Here is a 20,415-nt window from a genome sequence, read left to right on the forward strand (position 1 = left end):
CCCGCCGAAACTCGCGTCCCGACCAATCAGCATCCGCCAATCAAGGAAACCTTAAAACGAAGGACATCGTCGCCAGCAGCGCCGCCGCCCTCGTTCAGTGATCGGGCTTATAGACCCCACACATCGAACACGTCAACAGGCAATTTCAAAATAAATGACAGTTTTCTGACAAAGCCCGGAAATGCGGGCTTTTCACTCCGAAAAAACTTTCGGACGCCTCCGAACGGCCTGTGGAGACACATTTTGGCCCTTACTTCTTCACAATCCACCGATCTAAGCGAAATTATCGGTGCGTCACGCGGGGGCGCCTGGGGAACGCGGATGCACATATTATAGGGTGTGCACCCCCTCACCTGTCCTCCCCTCATGGATTTGACTCCCGTGTGCGAAAGATGCACATCTTCGCGCAACGTATCGCCTGCAAGAATACGGCAAGACAAATCAGGGGCCCCCAGCTCGGAATGATCACCGACAAGAAAATGGTCCGGTCGCTCGGCGACCAACCGCCGATCCTTGCGGACGGCCGGCGCGCACCGGACAGACGCGAGATTTCGTTGCGCTGGCTTTCCGGCACCTTCCTGACCGGCATCACCTCCAGCCTTCTTATGGGCGTCGCGCTTTTTGCAGCGCTTGACGGTCGCCAGCAGCTGGCAATCCCGGCCGAAGCCTACGCAGCACTCGACGCATCGAACGGCGGCAACGCCCCAGTCAATGCCAAGCGCGGCAGCCGCATCCTTTCGCCCAACATCGTTGCCAAGCCGGCTGACAAGACCGTCATGGAAGTCTCGACGATGATCCATGACGGCGAGAAGGAAGTGGTGCGCAAACAGCCCTTCGTTCACGTCAAGATGGCGCTTGCCGCCAACCACCAGGTTTCCGACAGCTATCCGGACTTCGATCCGCTGGCGATCTTCTCCACCGACGACGCCGATGCCGAACCGCAGGTCGCGCGTACCGGCACGCTCTACGGCTCCAACGTCGATTCCGAAGTGGCGCTGAAAACGGTCGATTTTCCGATCAAAGGCTCCAGCCTGACCTTCGACAACTCGATGTCTCTCGACGAGGTCGAGGAGAATGTTCGCACCAACGGTTCGGTCCTGACCGAGGGCAGCACCCAGGTCGCTTCGCTCTTCTATGTTGACCCGCAGCGTTTCGCCTCCGATAGCGACGGTCTCGATCTTCTCCAGGGCCTGACCGCACGCATCGTCGAGCAAAACAAGAGCGATGCGGCTTACGAGAGCATCAACGAACAAAGCACTGAGTATGCCGACGACATCATTCCGGTGCGCCGCAAGACCGACATCGCGACCGCCATGGTCAATGCCGGCTACGCCAAGGCGCAGGCCGAAGATGCTGCCGGCTATATCGGCGAAGCGCTCGGCGCCAAGGAACTCAACGACGGCGACGTCCTGCGCATCGGCATCATCCAGAAGGGCGAAGAAGCCCGCATCGTCCGCGCCACCATCTATTCGCGCAACCGCCATGTGCTGACGATGGCCGTCGACGACAACGGCCGCTTCGTTCCCGGCGCCGAACCGCCCAAGCTCGACGCGGTCGCGACCGCCTTCGACGACAACGGCACGCCGACGATCACCAGCACCCACGATTTGCCGCGCGTCTATGACGGTATCTATCGCGCCGCGCTCTCCTACGGCATGAACGCCGACATGGTCGGGCTCGTCGTCAAGCTGCTCGCCAGCAATGTCGACTTCCAGGCGCAGCTGAAGCCGACGGATTCGCTCGAAGCCTTCTTCTCGGTCACCGACGATCGCGGCTTGGCGACGGCGGATTCCGAACTGCTTTACGTCAAGGCGAAGTTCGGCGATGCCGAGACGACCTTCTACCGTTTCCAGGATCCGGACGACAATTCGATCGACTACTTCAACGGCGAAGGCAAGAGCATCCGCCAGTTCCTGCTGCGCAACCCCGTGCCGAACGGCCACTTCCGCTCCGGCTTCGGCATGCGCCGCCACCCGATCCTCGGCTTCTCGCGTATGCACACCGGCGTCGATTGGGCGGCCCCCCGCGGCACGCCGATCATCGCCGCCGGCAACGGCACGGTGGAGAAGGCTGGCTGGGATTCCGGCGGATACGGCAACCAAACGCTGATCCGCCACGCCAACGGTTACGTCTCCTCCTACAATCACCAGAGCGCGATCGCCAAGACCGTCAAGGCCGGGGCGAAAGTGGTTCAGGGCCAGGTGATCGGCTGGGTCGGCACGACAGGTCTTTCGACCGGTCCGCATCTGCACTACGAGCTGATCGTCAACGGCAACAAGGTCGATCCGCTGCGCATCCGCCTGCCGGGCGGCAAATCACTGGGTGGTGACGCGCTTGCGAAGTTCGAGAAGGAACGCGACCGCATCGACGAGTTGCTGAACAAGGACGGCAACGGCAGCGAAGTGGCCAGCAAGTAGCCAGTGAGATCCCCCCTTCGTCGACGGCTAACGCTTCGAGAGGCGGTCACCGCGATCCCCACAGCAACAGAATTCCTAGGCATGAACGAAAAAGGCCGCCCCGAAGGGCGGCCTTTTCAAGTTTCTGCGGTTTAGGCGGCTTCTCTTTCCGAGCCGGCGCCACGCTTGAAGTTCAGGCGGTCGGAGCCGGCAAGAACCTTGATAGTGGATCCATCCGGGAACTCGCCCTGAAGGATCTTCTCGGCCAGCGGATCCTGAAGATACCTCTGGATCGTCCGCTTCAGGGGCCGAGCGCCATAGGCGGGATCGTAGCCCTTTTCGGCCAGGAACGTCCGGGCGTCATCTTCCAGTTCCAGCGTGATCTTGCGCTCGGCAAGCAGCTTGAGCAGCCGTGCGAGCTGGATATCGACGATCGCGCCCATTTCCGAGCGACGCAGCCTGTGGAACAGGATGATCTCGTCGACGCGGTTCAGGAACTCCGGCCGGAAGGCCGACTTGACGACGTCCATCACCTGGTCGCGAACGACATCGCTGTCCTCGTCTTCGCCAAGGCCGGTCAGATATTCCGCACCCAGGTTCGAGGTCATGATGATCATCGTGTTGCGGAAGTCGACGGTGCGACCCTGACCATCGGTCAGGCGGCCGTCGTCGAGCACCTGCAGCAGCACGTTGAAGACATCCGGATGCGCCTTCTCAATTTCGTCGAACAGCACGACCTGATAGGGCCGGCGGCGGACGGATTCGGTCAGCGCTCCGCCTTCCTCGTAACCGACATAGCCGGGAGGTGCGCCGATCAGCCGGGCAACGGAGTGCTTCTCCATGTATTCCGACATGTCGACACGCAGCAGCGCGCTCTCGTCGTCGAACAGAAAGCGGGCGAGCGCCTTGGTCAGCTCGGTCTTGCCCACCCCGGTCGGGCCGAGGAAGATGAACGAGCCGATCGGCCGGTTCGGATCCTGCAGGCCGGCACGGGCACGGCGAACGGCACGCGATACCGCCTGGACGGCATCGCCCTGGCCGACGACCCATTTCGCCAGTTCGTCTTCCATCCGCAGCAGCTTGTCGCGTTCGCCTTCCAGCATCTTGTCAACCGGGATACCGGTCCAACGCGAAACCACATGGGCGATGTTGTCGGGGGTGACGACCTCCTGCACCATCGGATTGGCGTTGGCGTTCTCCTGGCTTTCGGCGTCGGAAAGCTCTTTCTCGAGCTTGGGGATGACGCCATAGGTCAGCTCTCCGGCGCGCTGGAACTCACCCTTGCGCTGGACGATCGCCAGTTCGTTACGGGCTTCATCGAGCTGCTTCTTAAGGTCGGCGGCGCGGCCAAGCTTCTGCTTTTCCGCCTGCCAACGGGCCGTCAGCGCCGATGCCTGCTCTTCGAGCGAGACCAGATCGAGCTCGAGCTTTTCCAGCCGGTCCTTCGACGAGGTGTCGGTTTCCTTCTTCAGCGCTTCGCGCTCGATCTTCAGCTGCATGATGCGGCGATCGAGTTCGTCGAGCTCTTCAGGCTTGGAATCCACCTGCATGCGCAGACGCGAGGCCGCCTCGTCCATCAGGTCGATCGCCTTGTCCGGCAGATACCGGTCGGTGATGTAGCGGTTGGACAGCGTAGCGGCGGCAACCAGCGCGGAATCGGAAATCCGCACCTTGTGGTGCTGCTCGTATTTTTCCTTCAGGCCACGCAGGATCGAGATCGTGTCCTCGACTGTCGGCTCCTCGACCATCACTGGCTGGAAGCGGCGGGCAAGGGCTGCGTCCTTCTCGACGTGCTTGCGGTATTCGTCGAGCGTGGTCGCGCCGACGCAATGCAGCTCGCCGCGCGCAAGCGCAGGCTTCAGCAAGTTGGAGGCATCCATCGCCCCTTCCGCCTTGCCGGCACCGACCAGCGTGTGCATTTCGTCGATGAACAGGATGATCTCGCCGTTTTCCGCCTGCACTTCGTTGAGCACGGCCTTCAGCCGCTCTTCGAACTCGCCGCGGAACTTCGCGCCTGCGATCAACGCGCCCATGTCGAGCGCCATCAGCCGCTTGTCCTTCAGGCTCTCCGGGACGTCGCCATTGACGATGCGCAGGGCGAGGCCCTCGGCAATCGCCGTCTTGCCGACGCCGGGCTCACCGATCAGGACCGGATTGTTCTTGGTCCGGCGCGACAGCACCTGAATCGTGCGACGGATTTCGTCGTCACGGCCGATCACCGGGTCGAGCTTGCCTTCGCGCGCATCGGCCGTCAGGTCACGGGCATATTTCTTCAGGCTGTCGAACCCCTGCTCGGCATTGGAACTGTCGGCGGTGCGGCCCTTGCGAATATCGTTGATGACTTGGTTGAGCTTGGTCGGCGTCACGCCGGCCTTCTTCAGGACGTCGGCCGTGGCAGCAGAGCTTTCGATCGCCAAGGCCACCAGCAGGCGTTCAACGGTGACGAAGCTGTCGCCGGCTTTCTTGGCCGCTTCTTCCGCACTCGAAAAGACGCGAGCGAGCGGCTGCGACAGATAGACGGAACCGTTGCCGCCGGAAACCTTCGGCAGTTTGGCGAGTGCAGCATCATTGCCGGCGCGCGCTTCGCGCGCGTCGCCGCCAGCCCGCTCGATCAGCGAAGCGGCCATGCCCTGGTCGTCGTCGAGCAGCACTTTCAGCACATGCTCGGGCGTGAACTGCTGATGTCCCTGCGCCAGCGCATAGGTCTGCGCCGATTGCAGGAAACCGCGCACGCGTTCGGAATATTTCTCGATATTCATACTTTACCTCCATAGCCCACCAGGCCCGTCACGCGGCACCCGCTGGTGTTTCAGGATCAGGTTCCCGCATTCGGCGAACCTGTCATCGGGCGTCGATCCACACCTTGCGCGGGATCAACACGTCCGAAGCGAATATGGGGCAGCGAATTTCGAAATTAAAGGGCTGATTGCATGTCGCAATTAGGAAATCTTGCGAAGGACGAAAACGGCCACGCGTCTTTACGATGCGCGGCCGTCGGCTTTTGGATGCAGGGCATTGCCGTGCCGCGTCGGGCGAACGCGCTGCGGCTGCGGCCCTGAGATCAGCGATCGGCAAACGACGTGCCGAACTCCTTCATGCGGGAGACGTAGTAAGCGGGCTCGATCAAAACTTCCGGCAGGTAGAGACCGGCCTTTGGCGCTTCGCCCCCGGACAGACCGAGCATGCGCTCGACCGCAAGCGCGACGCCGAGCGCTGTCAGCGGGGCCTGGCCCTGCGGATGCACGATCTCATGCCGGCGCGAGACCCACTCTCCGTCTTTCGACTGCCCCTCGATCTCGAGCGTGATCTCCGTCGAAAATGGCTCGCCGCGCCGCCGACTGGCAGAGACGCTGTAGGCAAGATCCAGCCGGATCTCCCTGGCGCCGGTACGTGTGGCCAGCGCCATGACGTCGAAGGGCGAATAGGCGGCAGCATCAAGCTCGACACCATCGACACTTTTGTAGCGCGCGCTTGCTTCCTGCCCGCTCGCCCAATGCAGCTTGCCGTCCTTGACCGTCAGCGATGCCGGCGCGTTGCCGGTGATGCGGTTGTAATCGGCAAGTGCCGCTGGCCCGCCCATGTCCTCCTCATCGAGCAGGACGCCGATACGGATCGCGTCAACTGTCTCGTAGGACGAAAGCGCTTCGAGCACCGGGAAGATCGCAGCCCCGGCAAGCCAATGGCTGGCGAGCAGGATCGGCGCCTTGTCCGGTGCATGGATATACTGGGCAACCTCGGGCCCGATCTCGAACGTTCCGCTGGAGAGGCTGATATACGGTATTCCCCTGCCCTGCGCATATCGCATTGAGGTCAGCCTTTCGTCCTTGACGAAGATCACCACGGCGCTGAAGGCGTCCTTGTCGTCAAGACCGAGATCGGCGCGGTCGAGATCAACACGCACACCGGTCGCTCCACCGACCTCGCTCGCGACGGCCTGCGCCCGGGAAAGATCACGACCGCCGATTGCCAGCGGCAGATCGGGATGCAGCCTGCGGATCGCCTTCGCCGCCTGCGACCCGACGACGCCCGAGCCGCCGATGATCAGCACGGGTGAGAACTTGCTCGACATGTTCATATCTCCTAGACGGAAAGAAGGTGGCATTTTGCCAACCTACGATTAGTAAGTTACCATCGGTAGATAAGTAGCAAACGCGCCCCGTCAAGGGATTGGGATATTTTATCGCCTAGAGCGCCGCGCGTCTTATTAGACGCGCAAAGGTCGCTGTAGCACTTTGAACTGCTGCATGTTTTTATCCTTAAATCGAATAGGATTTAAGGAAACATGCGGCAGTGTGGACGACCCGAGGAGAGCAGCCGATGGAGAAAACGGCGATCAGGAAACTAGCCAAGCCCGAACGGCGTGCCCAGCTCATCGAAACCTCCAAGGAAATTTTGCGGGAATGCGGCGCGGACGCCCTCACCCTCGGCCACCTGGCCGAGCGCGCCGGCGTCAGCAAGCCGATCGCCTATGAGCACTTCGGAACCCGCGAGGGGCTGCTGATCGCGCTTTCGCGCGAGATCGAGGAGCGCCATACCGATAAGCTGAAGAAAGCGCTGCTGGACGCCCCGGCCGATCTTGCATCCGTCGCCGGCATCATCAGCGCCGTCTACATCGGATGTGCCGTCGAAAGCGGTTCGGAATGGCAGGCGATGTCAGGCGCCCTGCGTGGCAATGCCGAGATGGACCGCGTGCAGCAGGAACTCGCCGATGACTATGTCGCGCTCATCGGCGCAGCCATCGCACCTTTCTCCACCCTCACCGAAGATGATCTGCGCCTGCGTTGCGCGGGCATTGCCGGTGCTGCGGAGGCGATTGCCCGGGAGTTCGTCCGGGGGCGAACGACCGAGGACGATGCGGCCACCAATCTCGCAGCCTTGATTGTCAAAGCTGTCGGCTGATGGACAACGCCAGAAGCCGGCTATCAATGGAGCGTGCGGCACGGGACGATCGCCAGCCCTAGCGATTATGGTGCGCTTCAGCGTCCGCAGTCTTCCGAGCAAAATTCCGGCAACAAAAAACCCGGCCGCAGAGCGGACCGGGCTTTTGATGTTCGCTTCTGCCGCGCCGCATACGCCGCCCAACTGCATGTTTCCTTAAATCCTATTCGATTTAACGATCAAAACATGCAGCCATTCAAAGTGCTACAGCGACCTTTGCGCATCCAATAAGACGCGCGGCGCTGTAGGAAGACTTACTCGGACTCAGCCAGTGCCGGCGCTTCCGGAGGCGCGTCGCCTGACGCTTCGCCTTCATCGGCTGCAGTGCGGCGCGGACGGCGCGGGCGCGGCGCGCTGCGGCGACGCGAGGCCGCACGGCCGGAAGCCGCTGGCGTTTCTTCTTCCATAGCCACTTCGGCCGGCGTGCCTTCGATGACGGGCTGCGGGCCCGAACCGTCGATCACCGGCTGCTGCTCGATAACGACAGGAGCGGGAGCGGCTACAACGTGGACCGGCGCTTCGTCGGCGTAGCCCTGATCCAGATCGTCCTGATCCTGATCCTGATCGTTGGCGTCCTGCCCGCGGAAATCCTGGCGTTCTTCGCGCTGGAAGCGATCCTGCATCTGCGCCTGTGCGGCTGCAATGATGCGGTTGTAATGCTCGGCATGCTGAAGGTAGTTTTCAGCGATGACACGGTCGCCGGAGCTCTGCGCATCACGAGCAAGTGCCGAGTATTTCTCGGCGATATGCTGCGCGGTACCGCGAATCTTCACGTCCGGACCAGAACTATCATAGGTCCGCGTCAGGGGATTTGATCCCTTGCGGTTATGATTGTTGTTATTTCCACTGTTGTTATTGTTGTTGTTATTGTTGTTATTCCGCCCGCGGCCGCGCTTGTTTTGCTGTCCTGGCCTCATAGTACATTCACCCGAATTCTCTTGATAATGATGATCATGTGGTTTCGTCTTCCGGCCGGATCTGTCCGCGCCCGACAGAGCGTGCGCCGGTGAGCCCGCACATTGGCGGCTTCGGCGCCGACTGGCGTCAAATTAACAGGTACCTGCACAAGGCACTGTTGAACCCTAGCAACTCTTTCTTGAGAGCAATCCCCGTGGCCAGGTCATACCGGAACGAATCTTAGGTCCATGACCATCTGCCCAGTGCGCGGGCAAACTAGCCCGCTTCCTCTGGGATTCCAAGCCCTTTCTTTGCGTCAGCAAGAAAGAAGATGCGCCAGTGCAGCATTTTTTCAACGGTCGAAGCTACGCTCAAAGATCAGAACCCGGTCGTTGCCGCCCAAATCCTTGGCTTCTTCGCGCAAACGGAAGTTCTCGGCACTAAACAATGCCGCAACCGCCTCTTTCTGATCGAAACCGATTTCCAAGCCTATCACGCCGTTTGTCTCAAGATGATGACCGGCCTGAAGGGCGATGGCACGATAGGCATCAAGGCCGTCGTCTCCGCCATCGAGCGCCGCGGCAGGATCGTGCAATCGCACCTCCGGCTCAAGCTCTGCGACGACATTGGACGGTATATAAGGCGGATTTGAGACGATGGCGTCGAAGCGACCCTCCACCTTGTCGAACCAGTTGCTGCGCACAGCCTCGAAACGACCCGAAAGGCCAAGCGCCTCGGCATTTGCGCTCGCCGTCGCCAACGCGTCCTCAGATATATCGGTAGCCGTTCCGCGCGCTTCAAGAACCGTGGCAAGCAACGCCAGGCAGATCGCCCCGGTGCCCGTGCCGAGATCGACGAGCCGGCAGCTGCCCTTCGTTGCAACGGTGCGGCGCAGATACGGGATCATGCGATCGACGAGCGTTTCCGTATCCGGCCTCGGCTCCAGCGTTTCACGCGACAGCTTGAGCGGCAGGCCAAAGAACTCCCGCTCGCCGAGAATGCGGTAGACGGGTTCGCGCGCGCTCCGCCGCTCGACGGCAGCCCTCACCCTGGCAACGTCGGCCTCCGTGACCAGGTCCCTGCCGCGCGTCACGACATCGGTCAACGAAAGCCCGAGCACGCCCGAAACCAGATGACGCGCGTCGAGCGCAGCGTGTTCGATGCCGGCGGCCGTCAGGCGATCCCGGCTTTCCACCACGAGGCGCGCGAGCGTGGCCGTCATCGCCATCAGCCCCGCTGCTCGCCCAGAAGAGCCAACTGGCTCGCCTGGTAATCGGCCAGCAGCGCATCGACCACTTCGTCGATTTCGCCCATCATCATCCGGTCGAGCTTATAGAGCGTCAGGTTGATGCGGTGATCCGTAATGCGCCCCTGCGGAAAATTGTAGGTGCGAATGCGCTCAGAGCGGTCGCCGGAGCCGACCTGGCTCTTGCGATCGGCCGAACGCTCGCTGTCGGCGCGCTGGCGTTCCATGTCATAGAGCCGCGAACGCAGCACCTGCATCGCCTTGGCGCGGTTCTGGTGCTGCGACTTTTCCGAACTTGTGACGACGAGGCCGGTCGGAAGGTGGGTGATGCGCACGGCGGAGTCCGTCGTGTTGACGTGCTGTCCGCCAGCACCTGACGAGCGCATGGTGTCGATGCGGATGTCCTCGGGCCGAACCTCGATGTCGATTTCCTCGGCTTCCGGCAGTACGGCGACGGTTGCCGCCGAGGTGTGGATGCGTCCGCTCGCCTCGGTATCCGGCACGCGCTGAACGCGGTGCACACCCGACTCGAACTTCAGCCGCGCAAACACGCCGCGGCCGGAGACGGTGGCGATGATTTCCTTGAATCCGCCGGCTTCACCCTCGCTCGCCGAAAGCACTTCGACCCGCCAGCCCTTGGCCGCAGCGTAACGCTCGTACATCCGGAAAAGATCGCCGGCAAACAGCGCTGCCTCCGAACCGCCGGTTCCGGCGCGGATTTCGAGGATAGCGCTCTTTTCGTCGGCTGCATCCTTCGGCAAGAGCAGGATCTGGATTTCCTGCTCCAGCTGCTCGATTGCCTCGACGACCTCAGGCTTTTCCATCTCGGCCAGGTCGCGCATGTCCTTGTCAGTCGTCCTGTCGGCCAACATGGCATTGATATCGGCAAGCTCGGCCGTCGCCTTCTCATAGGCGCGGATCTTGGTCACCACCGGCTGCAGTTCGGAATATTCCGACGCCAGCTTCACATAGACGTCGGCCGCTGGCCCCGCCGACATGCGGGCCTCGATCTCGCCGAACCGCCGTTCCAGTTCGCGCATTTTCTCAATGGGAAGCTTTGCCAAGTGTCACTCCAAATGCGCTACGCCTCGCCCGGATCATAGCCCGGACGAGGACAAAAGCGCTTCAAATCTATCTAAACCGGGATGCCGTTTGCCGCGGCGAAGTCGATGAGGATCTGGCGAACAGGCGTCGGGTCGCGGGTGTCGTCGAGCGCCGCGTTCAGTACCTCGCCGAGCTTGTCGGCATCGAGGGCCAGGAGCATCGCCTTGATCGGACCGACCGCCGTCGGCGACATCGACACCGAGCGGTAGCCGAGACCGAGCAGCGCCATGGCGGACAGTGGCTTGCTCGCCATCTCACCGCACAGCGTCACCGGCGTCTGATGTCGCTCGCCGCCGCGCACGATATCGCGCAGGATCCTGAGGAAGGGCCGGCCAAGCACGTCGAAGCGATCGGAAACGCGGGCGTTGCCGCGATCGACTGCCATGGCGAACTGGAACAGATCGTTCGAGCCGACCGAGACGAAGTCCACCTCGCTCATCAGTTCGTCCAGCTGCCACAGCAGCGCCGGCACTTCCAGCATGGCGCCGAACTGCAGCTTGCGCGGCAGCTGTTCGCCGAGCTTCGACTGACGCTCGATTTCCTTTTGCAAAAGCTCGCGCGCTTCCTTCAGCTCCGAGACCTCGGTCACCATCGGCAGCATCAATTTCAGCTCGAGACCGGCAGCCGCACGCAGCATGGCGCGCAGCTGAGTGCGCAGCAGGCCGGGCCGATCCAGCGAAAGGCGGATCGCCCGCCATCCGAGTGCAGGATTTTCCTCTTCCGCCGCGCGGAAATAGGGAACCACCTTGTCGCCGCCAATATCGAGCGTGCGGAAAGTCACCGGCTTGCCGCCGGTCTGCTTCAGAACGCTGCGGTAGAAGGCTTCCTGCTCTTCCGCCTTCGGCATCGTCGAGGCGATCATGAACTGCAGTTCGGTGCGGAAAAGGCCGATGCCCTCGGCACCCGCTTCGTTCAGATGCGGCAGGTCGACCAAAAGGCCAGCGTTCATCTGCAAGGTGATGCGCTTGCCGTCCTTGGTCAGCGGTTCGACATCCTTGAGCGCGCGGAACTGAGCCTGCCGGCGGGCGCGGAACCGTACCTTTTCCTCGTAGGCGCGCTGCAGGTCGGCCAACGGCCGCAGATGCACCTTGGCATCGTCGCCATCGATGATGACGGCATCGCGGTTTTCCGCAAGCGCGACAGCACCCGCCGCCTGTCCGACGACCGGAATGCCCATGGCGCGGGCGACGATGACCACGTGGCTGGTGACGGCCCCTTCCTCAAGGACCAGGCCGCGGACGTTTTCGCGCGGATAGTCGAGAAGTTCGGCGGCACCCATGGCCCGGGCAACGATCACCGCATCGGTCGGGAAGTCGCTCGCCGAAAGCTTGGCGCCATAGCCCGAAAGCTGGCGCAGCAGCCGGTTGGCGAGATCGTCGAAATCATGCATGCGCTCGCGCAAATAGGGATCGGTCAGCCGGATCATCCGCGCCTTGGTCTCGCTCTGCACCCGTTCGACGGCAGCTTCCGCCGTCAGGCCGTTGCGGATCGCCTCTTCCAGCTTCCGCACCCAGCCGCGGTCATGGGCAAACATGCGATAGGTCTCAAGCACCGCTCGGTGCTCGCCCTCCATCGACACTTCGCGACGCGATAGCATGTCGTCGATCGAGATACGCAATGACCCCAGAGCCTCGGCAAGCCGCTGCAATTCCTGGTCAGTATCCTCGTTCAGAAGATTGGTGACGACGATCCTCGGCTCGTGCAGCACGACATAACCGAGGCCGATGCCTTCGCCATAGCTGTTGCCGTCGATCGAGACCGGCCGGGACAGATCGAGTTCGAGGCCGGGCTTGGTGATTTTCTTCAACTCGCCGGTCGCCACCATCTCGGCGAGAACCATGGCGGTGGTTTCCAGCGCCTCGACCTCGTCTTCGCGGTAGTTGCGCATCGCCTTGTTCTGCACGACGAGAACGCCGAGCGCCCGACCCGTGCGCAGGATCGGCACGCCGAGGAACGAGTGATAGATCTCTTCGCCGGTTTCCGGCAGGTAGGTAAAGGCCGGATGCGCCTGGGCGTCGGACAGGTTGAGCGGACGTGCGGACGCGGCAATCGTGCCGACGAGGCCCTGCCCCATCTTCAACTGCGCCAGGTGGACGGCGGTCTTGTTCAGACCTTCGGTCGCGTAGAGTTCGAGCACGCCGTCGGAACGCAGCACATAGACCGAACACACTTCCGCGACCATGTTCTGTGCGATCTGGCGCACGATCCGGTCAAGGCGCTCCTGTGGCTCGAGCGGTTCCGCCATCAGTTCGCGCAACCGCTTGAGGAGAACGCGCGGACCTGCGGAAAGGTCTCTCATCGCGTGGGGTCCCCCGAAAAAGAGTAGACGACGGCGGCGGACGAATTCGCAGCCGAAACGGCCGCGAATCCCAAATCAGTCACCTGTGGGTTAACTCTTATCGAGACCGTAGGCGGAATGCAAAGTGCGAACTGCCAATTCGGCATAGGGTCCGTCGATCAGGATCGAGATCTTGATTTCGGAGGTGGTGATCGCCTTGATGTTGATGCCCTTGTCGGCGAGCGCACGGAATGCCGATGCGGCAACGCCGGCGTGGCTGCGCATGCCGATGCCGATGACAGAGACCTTGACCAGGCCAGCTTCCGACTGGATCACGTCGTAGCCGATCTTTTCCTTGTTGTCGCCGAGCACCCTCAGCGCCTTGTCGACATCGCCGGACGGAACGGTGAAGGTCATGTCGGTCTTCGAACCATCTTCCGAGATGTTCTGGACGATCATGTCGACATTGATATGGGCTTCGGCCAATGGCCCGAAGATCGCGGCGGAAACGCCCGGCCGGTCGGCAAGACGGCGCAGCGAAATCTGGGCTTCATCCTTGGCATAGGCAATGCCGGTTACGACTTCCTGTTCCACGATTTCTTCCTCATCACAAATCAGCGTGCCGGGCGGATTGAGAAGGTCACCCATGCCCGGCGCATCGGGATCCTCGAAAGACGAGCGCACGAAGGTACGGACCTTGTGCACCATGGCGAGCTCGACGGAGCGCACCTGCAGCACCTTGGCGCCGAGCGATGCCATTTCCAGCATTTCCTCGAACGCGATCTTTTTCAGACGCCGCGCCTTCGGCTCGATGCGCGGGTCGGTGGTGTAGACGCCATCGACGTCGGTATAGATATCGCAACGGTCGGCCTTGACGGCGGCGGCAATCGCAACGGCCGACGTGTCGGAGCCGCCGCGACCGAGTGTCGCCAGGCGGTTGTCCGGGCCAAGGCCCTGGAAACCGGCGACCACGGCCACCTGCCCCTCACCCATGCGGCGGATGATGTCGGCGCCCTCGATGTCGAGGATGCGGGCGGCGCCATGGGCGTTGTCGGTGCGGATCGGGATCTGCCAGCCCTGCCAGGAGCGCGCATTGATGCCCATCGACTGCAGCGCGATCGCCAACAGGCCCGAGGTCACCTGCTCGCCGGACGCTACGATGGCGTCATATTCGCGCGCGTCGTAGAACGGCGCATTGCTGCCGGCGACCTTGGGCATGTTCTGTACCCAGCCGACCAGTTCGTTGGTCTTGCCGGACATGGCGGAAACGACGACCGCGACCTCGTGGCCGGCGTCGACTTCACGTTTCACATGGCGGGCAACGTTGTGAATGCGGTCCAAATCAGCGACGGAAGTTCCGCCGAATTTCATCACGATGCGTGCCATTTCGCCTCTACCGGTACCGATGTTTGCGCGCGAGCGCGCGTGACAGGAAAGCGCTCCCGTCGGCGCCCGACGATCAAAAAGCTTGGGAGACTTCTCGGACATCGGCCAATCACCGCTTCGGGGAGCGGAAAGTCGCGGCGTCTCTTAGCGGATCGGGGGGCGAGGCGCAATGGCAAGAAGGTAGGAATAAGGCCTCCGTTCCAGCGAGCTGACCGCACGCCTGGCAACAATATTGCTGAACGACGTCGCCTGGCGCAACGAAGGCCCCACCAAAAGCGTTGCAGCTTTGCATCTAGGGCGGACAGCCGTGTTGGATCGCACTCCGCCGCCGTCACCCCGTTGAAAACTGCTCGCGTCGATGGTAAACACTCCGCGCAACTCGATTGTGAAAGGAGGGCTGCGTTGTGATGACTTTTTTCCGGCACCACCGCCAGCGTGGCCCCGTCAACGCCCTGCAGATGCGTTTGCAGGGCTGACCGGTACAATCGCTTCGCGTCCTCGCGAATCTTACTCCTGGTCTGCCCCAGTGTGGTGCGGCTGAAAACCGTTTCGGTTTGAACGCCCGCGCCGTTTTCCATACCGAGCCGAAGCGGCCCGAACACTGCACGATCGTGCATCGGGTCCGACACTCCGCCCAACCCGGCAGATGTATTGCCGCCCGCGGATGTTTGCCGTCGCTCGCGCAGTCCAGAGAACGAACGAACATGGCCTTGATCAATATCCGCAACCTCGCCGTCACCCTCAGCACGTCGCTGTTTTCCAATCTCAACCTTTCGATCGCGGCCGGCGATCGCCTCGGCATCGTCGCCGCCAACGGGCGCGGCAAGTCCACTCTGCTCCGATCGATCGGCGGCAGCTTCGAGCCGACGGCTGGCGAGATCACCCGCTCACGCGGCCTGACCATCGGCCATGTCGAGCAGAACGTGCCGGCGCAGCTGCTGCCGTTGTCGTTCCATGCGGCGGTTCTTTCGGCATTGTCGAGCGAGCAGGCGGACAGCGAAAGCTGGCGCGTCGATATCGTGCTCGATTCGCTCGAGGTGCCCGAAGCCCTTCGTGAGCGCGCCGTCGCGGACTTGAGCGGCGGCTGGCAGCGGCTGGCCCTCCTTGCCCGCGTCTGGGTCACGGATCCCGACGCGCTGCTCCTCGACGAGCCGACCAACCATCTCGACCTTGCCAAGATCGCCCGGCTCGAATCCTGGTTGAACGCGCTTCCGCGCGACGTGCCGGTGCTGATCGCCAGCCACGACCGCGCCTTTCTCGACGCTACCACCAACCGCACGTTGTTTCTGCGTCCAGACCAATCGCCCGTCTTTACACTCCCCTATTCGCAGGCGCGTGCGGCCGTCGATGAATTCGACGCCTCGGAAGAGCGGCGCTACCAGCGCGACATGAAGGTGGCGCAGCAATTGCGTCGCCAGGCGGCCAAGCTCAACAACATCGGCATCAACTCCGGTAGCGACCTGCTGACGATAAAGACCAAACAGCTGCGTCAGCGCGCCGACCGGCTGGAGGATGCGGCCAAGCCCGCCCACCAGGAGCGTTCGGCCGGTGTAATCCGGCTCGCCAATCGCGGCACCCACGCAAAAATCCTGGTGACGCTCGATGATATCCGGGTGGAAACGCCCGATGGCACTCCGCTGTTTCGCACGGGAAAACGCTGGATCTGCCAGGGCGACCGTATTGTCCTGCTCGGCGAAAACGGCGCCGGCAAGACAAGGCTGGTCAACCTCATCCGCACTGCGATCGAGGAGCCGGAGCGCGGACCCGAAACGCTGAAAGCCACGCCTTCCCTGGTGCTCGGCTACAGCGATCAGGCGCTCGCGGGTCTTTCGGACAAGGAAACGCCGCTTGTCGCCCTCTCCCGCCGGTTCTCGCTCGGCGATCAGAAGGTGCGTTCGCTGCTGGCGGGCGCCGGTGTCGGCATCGACATGCAGGACAAACCGGTCGGCCGGCTCTCCGGCGGCCAGAAGGCGCGTCTGGCGATGCTGCTGCTCCGCCTGCGCGAGCCCAACTTCTACCTGCTCGACGAGCCGACGAACCATCTCGATATCGAGGGCCAGGAAGCGCTGGAAGACGAGTTGATGAAAAACGAGGTCAGCTGCCTGCTGGTGTCCCACGACCGCAGCTTCGTGCGCAACATCGGCAATCGTTTCTGGTTGATCGAGAAGCGGCGGCTCGTCGAAGTGGAAGATCCCGAGGCGTTCTTCGCCGCGGCCGCACAAGGCGATGTGGCCTGATCGACAGGCGACGCGCGACTGCTGTGGCGCGTCGCCGTTTGACGGGCGTGCTTACCCCCTTAATCTCCGTGTCGAACCGGAGGAGCCACCCATGAAAATCAGCGCACGCAACCGCTTCAAGGGCAAGATCGTCGATGTCGTCAAAGGGGCGACGACCGCGCATGTGCGCATCGATCTCGGCGGCGGAGCCATCTGACGGCATCGATCACCAACGAAGCCGTCGACGAACTCGGCCTCAAGGTCGGCGGCGACGCCTACGGGGTCATCAAGGCTTCCGACGTGATGGTTGCGATCGACTGAGCAATCACGCCTTCTTGCAGTAATGGGCCGTGCCGGCATCGCCGGTTTCAAAATCACCAGGCTGCGGCGGTGCAATCGGCTTGAACAGCGTGCGATCGGGCTTCAGGTCGATGAGCGGCGTGCCGTCGAGGCAATCGAGGCCGCGCACCAGAAGCACATTGTCTTCGACCGCCTCGAGCGCCACGATCGATGTGCCGATCGGGTTCGGCCGCACTGGCGAGCGCAAGGCGAAGGTGCCATGCGTCTCGCCATTGTTGGCGGGGCTCTGCAACACGAGGTCGCGGCGCGATCGATCGAGCCAATAGAGGATCTCCAGTCGCTCGAACCGCTCGATGCCCTTCAGCGCCTCGACCCAGGGCGAAAAGATCTCGATCCGGCAGATCGGCCCGTCATGGCGCCCCTCGCGGGCAGCCGAGCCTTGACGCCCAGGGCGTCGAAATGCGCCCGATGAAGGTCAGCCCTGCATCGGTTGCCTCCGGCGGCGTGATCGAGACTTCGTTTTCCCGGATTTCGTTTTCGCGAACCATCTCGTATTCCTTCCTCAGGCGTTGTTTCGTGGTGCGCAGAGGCGGGCGTCGCTGCCCGCAAGCGTGCCGATCACCACATCGATGTCGTAGAGCTGCTTGAGCGCGGTCACGGTCAGCACCGCATCGGGTGTTCCAAGCGCGACGATCCGCGATTGGAACACCAACGCCACGCGGTCAGCCACCCGAAACGCGTGGTCGGGATTGTGGGTAGACAGAACGATCGAAACGCCTTCGCCGGCAAGCTCCCGCACCCGATCGAGCACCCGCATCTGATGACCGTAGTCGAGGCTTGCCGTCGGTTCGTCCATCACCAGGATCGAAGGCTCCTGCGCGAGCGCGCGCGCGATCAGGGCGATCTGGCGCTCACCGCCGCTGATCTCGGTATAGGCACGGTTCGCCAGATGGTCGATGCCGAGCCGCTCCAGCGTGGCGGCGGCCACCTCGCGGTCATGGCGGCCGGGCGTTGCAAACAGGCCCACATGCGGCGCACGGCCCATCAGCACCAGTTCCTCGACCGTGAATGGGAAGAGCGCGGCATGCGCCTGCGGCACATAAGCGATGCGCGAGGCACGGTCGCGGCCGGACCAGGAGCCGATCGGCTGGCCATCCAGCCGGATCGTGCCTGCCCTCAGCGGAACGAGCCCGAGCAACGTCTTGAACAGCGTCGTCTTGCCGGCGCCATTCGGCCCGAACAGCACGAGTACCTCGTTTTCATCAAGCGTGAAGCTGATGTCCTGGCCGACAAGGCGGCTGCCGTAGCCAAAGGCGATCTGGTCGACCTCGAGCCTCATTGCCAGCCCTTTCGCCCTGATGCGAGCAGCCAGAGAAAGAACGGCGCGCCGACGGTCGCCGTCAGGATGCCGAGCGGTACCTCGATCATCGCAATGCTGCGCGCCAGCATATCGGCGACGAGCAGATAGGCGGCGCCGAGCGCCATCGACACCGGCAGCAACCGGACGAAATCCGGTCCGACGAGGAGGCGCGCCACATGCGGGATGACAAGCCCAATCCAGCCGATGATGCCGGTGACCGAGACGGAAGCCGAGGTGATCAGCGTTGCCGCCAGCACCAGCACGACGCGCAGCCGGCCGGTGTCGATGCCGAGCGCACGCGCTTCTTCCTCGCCAAGCGTCATGACGTTCATGCGCCAGCGCAGGAGAAAGAGCGGGATGATGCCGACGACAAGCGCGGGAAGAATGGAGACGACGTCGCCTGATGTCACCGAGGCTAGGCTGCCGAGCAGCCAATAGGTGATCGCCGGCAACTGATCATAGGGATCGGCAAGGATCTTGATCAGCGAGATGCCGGCACCCACGTGCGCACCGACCGCGATGCCTGCCAGAACGAGAACGAGCACCGGATCCCGGTTGCGGATCACTGTTGCAACCGCATAGACAGACAGCACGGCGATCAGCCCGCCGACAAAACTCATCAGCTGGATGACGCCGACCGGCAACGACAGGAAGATGCCGACAACGGCGCCGAAGCTGGCGCCGGCGGAAACCCCGAGAATATCGGGCGAAACCAGCGGGTTGCGGAACAGGCCTTGGTAGGTGGCGCCGGCTGCCGCAAGCGCCGCGCCGACGGCAAGACCGGCCAGCACACGCGGCAAGCGGATGTTCCAGAAGACCGTGGCCACCGTCTCATCACTGGGGGTACCGCCGACCATTGCCCAGATTTGACCGATCAGATCGGACAGGCCCGCGTCGAATTTGCCGACAGTCATCGACAGGGCGGAAAGCGACAGGAGGCCTGCGATCGCAACCAGCGACCGTGCACCGACCCACCCTCGCCTCAGAACGATCTGCTTTGTCATTGCGTTTCCGGCAGGGCACCTTTGACAAGCCTCGTGAGCTGCGCGTCATCAAGATCCACTTGGTAGAAGAGTTTGTAGAATTCCCGCGTCTCGGCTTTCAGGTCACCCTCGTAGAAGCCGCCATAAAGCAGTGCCTCAAGCCAGCGGACCCCGATCAGGCGGTTGATGCCGGGCGGCGAATCGAACCAGCCGAATGGCATCGACGGCGCGATGAACACCTGTCCCTTCTCGACCGCCTGCACCCTGCTCCACGCCGGATCTGTCGCGACCGCTGAGGCGAACTTCGGGCTCGCGGCGATGATCATCTCCGGGTTCCAGGCGAGCAGCTGCTCCGGCGAAACCTGAGTGAGACTGCTCTTGCCGGCAACGGCCGCGACATTGACTGCACCTGCGGCTTCGAGGATCTCAAGATCGATCGAGCCTGCCAGGCCCGTCTCCAGACCATCGGGGCCACGTCCGTAATAGACCCTGGGCCGCTCGTCGGCCGGTACTGCCGCTATCGTCTCGCCGAGTTCCTTCAGCGTTTCGTCGGCATAGTCGGCAAGTTTGCCGGCACGCTCTTCGGCTCCGAGCATCGCGCCGAGGCTGCGCAAGGTCTCGGCACTTTTGCCGAACGAACCGTCGATCAGCACATAGGGAATGCCGGTCTGGCTCTGCACCTTGTCGGCAAGCGAGGCATAGGTCGCGTCCACCGTGCCGACATCGATGATGACGTCAGGCTTGGCCGCAAGCACCGCCTCGATATTCGCCGTCCCGCCCTTGCCGGTCAGGCGGCCATAGGTCGGTAAACCGCGTACGGCCTCCATTAGGTAGGGCTTTTCGTCTTCCTTCGGCTCGCGCACCCAGCCGGCCAGCTTCTCCGGCGCGATGGCATAGACCAGCACCGAGGCCGGCGGACCGGCCGCCAGCACCTTGCCAATATGGTCGGGAAGCTCGACCGTGCGACCGGCCGCATCCGTGAAGGGTTTCGCCTGAACCGCAAGCGGCATCAGGGTAAGAAGGGCGCCGAAGGCACCGGCGATAGATCTGATCATGGTGAAGCCTCGGGATGGAGGTGCGGACGATGGTTCGGCGCGACTATGGCACAGCGTTATATCCGTTGGAATATCTCGATTGATAACCCGTCTCCAGCGCTAAGGTCTTTGCATTGCTTGAGAACCTTGACTAGGCGGCCCGATCGGGCGATATCGGACCCATGTGCGAACATGACGTCCATATCGTTGCGCGTTCGGCCGGCATCCCAATAGGCGGGATGCAGGGTGATAAAGCACGCTAACGAAAGAGCGTTCG

13 protein-coding genes and 2 pseudogenes are annotated in these 20,415 nt (G+C 62.6%); 4 read left to right on the forward strand and 11 right to left on the reverse strand.

All coding sequences use genetic code 11. The annotated features are described in order from the left end of the window. The first annotated feature begins 461 nt into the window (after positions 1-461). Positions 462-2,417, forward strand: a complete 1,956-nt coding sequence (locus ASD00_RS26885; protein WP_025428210.1) for a M23 family metallopeptidase — start codon at positions 462-464, stop codon at positions 2,415-2,417. A gap of 131 nt (positions 2,418-2,548) precedes the next feature. On the opposite strand, the gene clpB is transcribed toward ASD00_RS26885, so the two are convergent. Then, a complete protein-coding gene (clpB, locus tag ASD00_RS26890; RefSeq protein WP_057210218.1) occupies positions 2,549-5,155 on the reverse strand; it encodes an ATP-dependent chaperone ClpB in 2,607 nt (868 codons plus the stop codon). 302 nt (positions 5,156-5,457) lie between these two features. After that, positions 5,458-6,465: a saccharopine dehydrogenase gene (locus ASD00_RS26895; protein ID WP_025428212.1), complete on the reverse strand. Its 1,008-nt coding sequence runs from the start codon at positions 6,463-6,465 to the stop codon at positions 5,458-5,460. 248 nt (positions 6,466-6,713) lie between these two features. On the opposite strand from ASD00_RS26895, the gene ASD00_RS26900 reads away from it, so the two are divergent. Continuing rightward, the gene (locus ASD00_RS26900) at positions 6,714-7,295 is read left to right on the forward strand and encodes a TetR/AcrR family transcriptional regulator (RefSeq protein ID WP_057210220.1); all 582 of its coding nucleotides are present in this window, start codon (positions 6,714-6,716) and stop codon (positions 7,293-7,295) included. 293 nt (positions 7,296-7,588) lie between these two features. Here ASD00_RS26900 and ASD00_RS26905 read toward each other — a convergent pair whose 3' ends face one another. The 5 genes from ASD00_RS26905 to ASD00_RS26925 form a co-directional block, all read right to left on the reverse strand. Beyond that, positions 7,589-8,251 carry a DUF4167 domain-containing protein gene (locus ASD00_RS26905; protein ID WP_057210222.1) on the reverse strand — a complete coding sequence of 221 codons (663 nt, stop codon included), beginning with the start codon at positions 8,249-8,251 and terminating at the stop codon, positions 7,589-7,591. A gap of 332 nt (positions 8,252-8,583) precedes the next feature. Beyond that, positions 8,584-9,453 carry a peptide chain release factor N(5)-glutamine methyltransferase gene (gene prmC, locus ASD00_RS26910; RefSeq protein ID WP_025424537.1) on the reverse strand — a complete coding sequence of 290 codons (870 nt, stop codon included), beginning with the start codon at positions 9,451-9,453 and terminating at the stop codon, positions 8,584-8,586. 5 nt (positions 9,454-9,458) lie between these two features. After that, entirely contained in the window at positions 9,459-10,541 is a 1,083-nt protein-coding gene (gene prfA, locus ASD00_RS26915) for a peptide chain release factor 1 (protein WP_025424538.1), read from the reverse strand. A gap of 71 nt (positions 10,542-10,612) precedes the next feature. After that, a complete protein-coding gene (ptsP, locus tag ASD00_RS26920) occupies positions 10,613-12,880 on the reverse strand; it encodes a phosphoenolpyruvate--protein phosphotransferase (protein ID WP_025424539.1) in 2,268 nt (755 codons plus the stop codon). 90 nt (positions 12,881-12,970) lie between these two features. Next, a complete protein-coding gene (locus ASD00_RS26925; protein ID WP_025424540.1) occupies positions 12,971-14,245 on the reverse strand; it encodes an aspartate kinase in 1,275 nt (424 codons plus the stop codon). A 704-nt stretch (positions 14,246-14,949) separates the two neighbouring features. Here ASD00_RS26925 and ASD00_RS26930 point away from each other — a divergent pair. Both ASD00_RS26930 and ASD00_RS26935 read left to right on the forward strand, forming a co-directional pair. After that, the gene (locus ASD00_RS26930; RefSeq protein WP_057210224.1) at positions 14,950-16,482 is read left to right on the forward strand and encodes an ABC-F family ATP-binding cassette domain-containing protein; all 1,533 of its coding nucleotides are present in this window, start codon (positions 14,950-14,952) and stop codon (positions 16,480-16,482) included. Positions 16,483-16,573: 91 nt separating this feature from the next. Next, a pseudogene (locus ASD00_RS26935) lies at positions 16,574-16,782 on the forward strand (molybdopterin-binding protein). Positions 16,783-16,786: 4 nt separating this feature from the next. Here ASD00_RS26935 and tsaA read toward each other — a convergent pair. The 4 genes and pseudogenes from tsaA to ASD00_RS26955 form a co-directional block, all read right to left on the reverse strand. Continuing rightward, positions 16,787-17,309 (reverse strand): annotated as a pseudogene (gene tsaA / locus ASD00_RS26940) (tRNA (N6-threonylcarbamoyladenosine(37)-N6)-methyltransferase TrmO). Positions 17,310-17,323: 14 nt separating this feature from the next. After that, complete coding sequence (locus tag ASD00_RS26945; protein WP_057210226.1) at positions 17,324-18,100, reverse strand: ABC transporter ATP-binding protein; 777 nt, start codon at positions 18,098-18,100, stop codon at positions 17,324-17,326. Further along, positions 18,097-19,125 carry an iron ABC transporter permease gene (locus tag ASD00_RS26950; protein WP_025424544.1) on the reverse strand — a complete coding sequence of 343 codons (1,029 nt, stop codon included), beginning with the start codon at positions 19,123-19,125 and terminating at the stop codon, positions 18,097-18,099. Before ASD00_RS26950 ends, ASD00_RS26945 begins: the two co-directional genes overlap by 4 nt. Continuing rightward, entirely contained in the window at positions 19,122-20,159 is a 1,038-nt protein-coding gene (locus ASD00_RS26955; RefSeq protein WP_057210228.1) for an iron ABC transporter substrate-binding protein, read from the reverse strand. The genes ASD00_RS26950 and ASD00_RS26955 overlap by 4 nt, the downstream gene beginning before the upstream one ends. Positions 20,160-20,415 lie beyond the last annotated feature (256 nt).

It is taken from the genome of Ensifer sp. Root31 (genome assembly GCF_001424825.1).
In the GTDB taxonomy this organism is placed as follows: domain Bacteria; phylum Pseudomonadota; class Alphaproteobacteria; order Rhizobiales; family Rhizobiaceae; genus Ensifer; species Ensifer canadensis.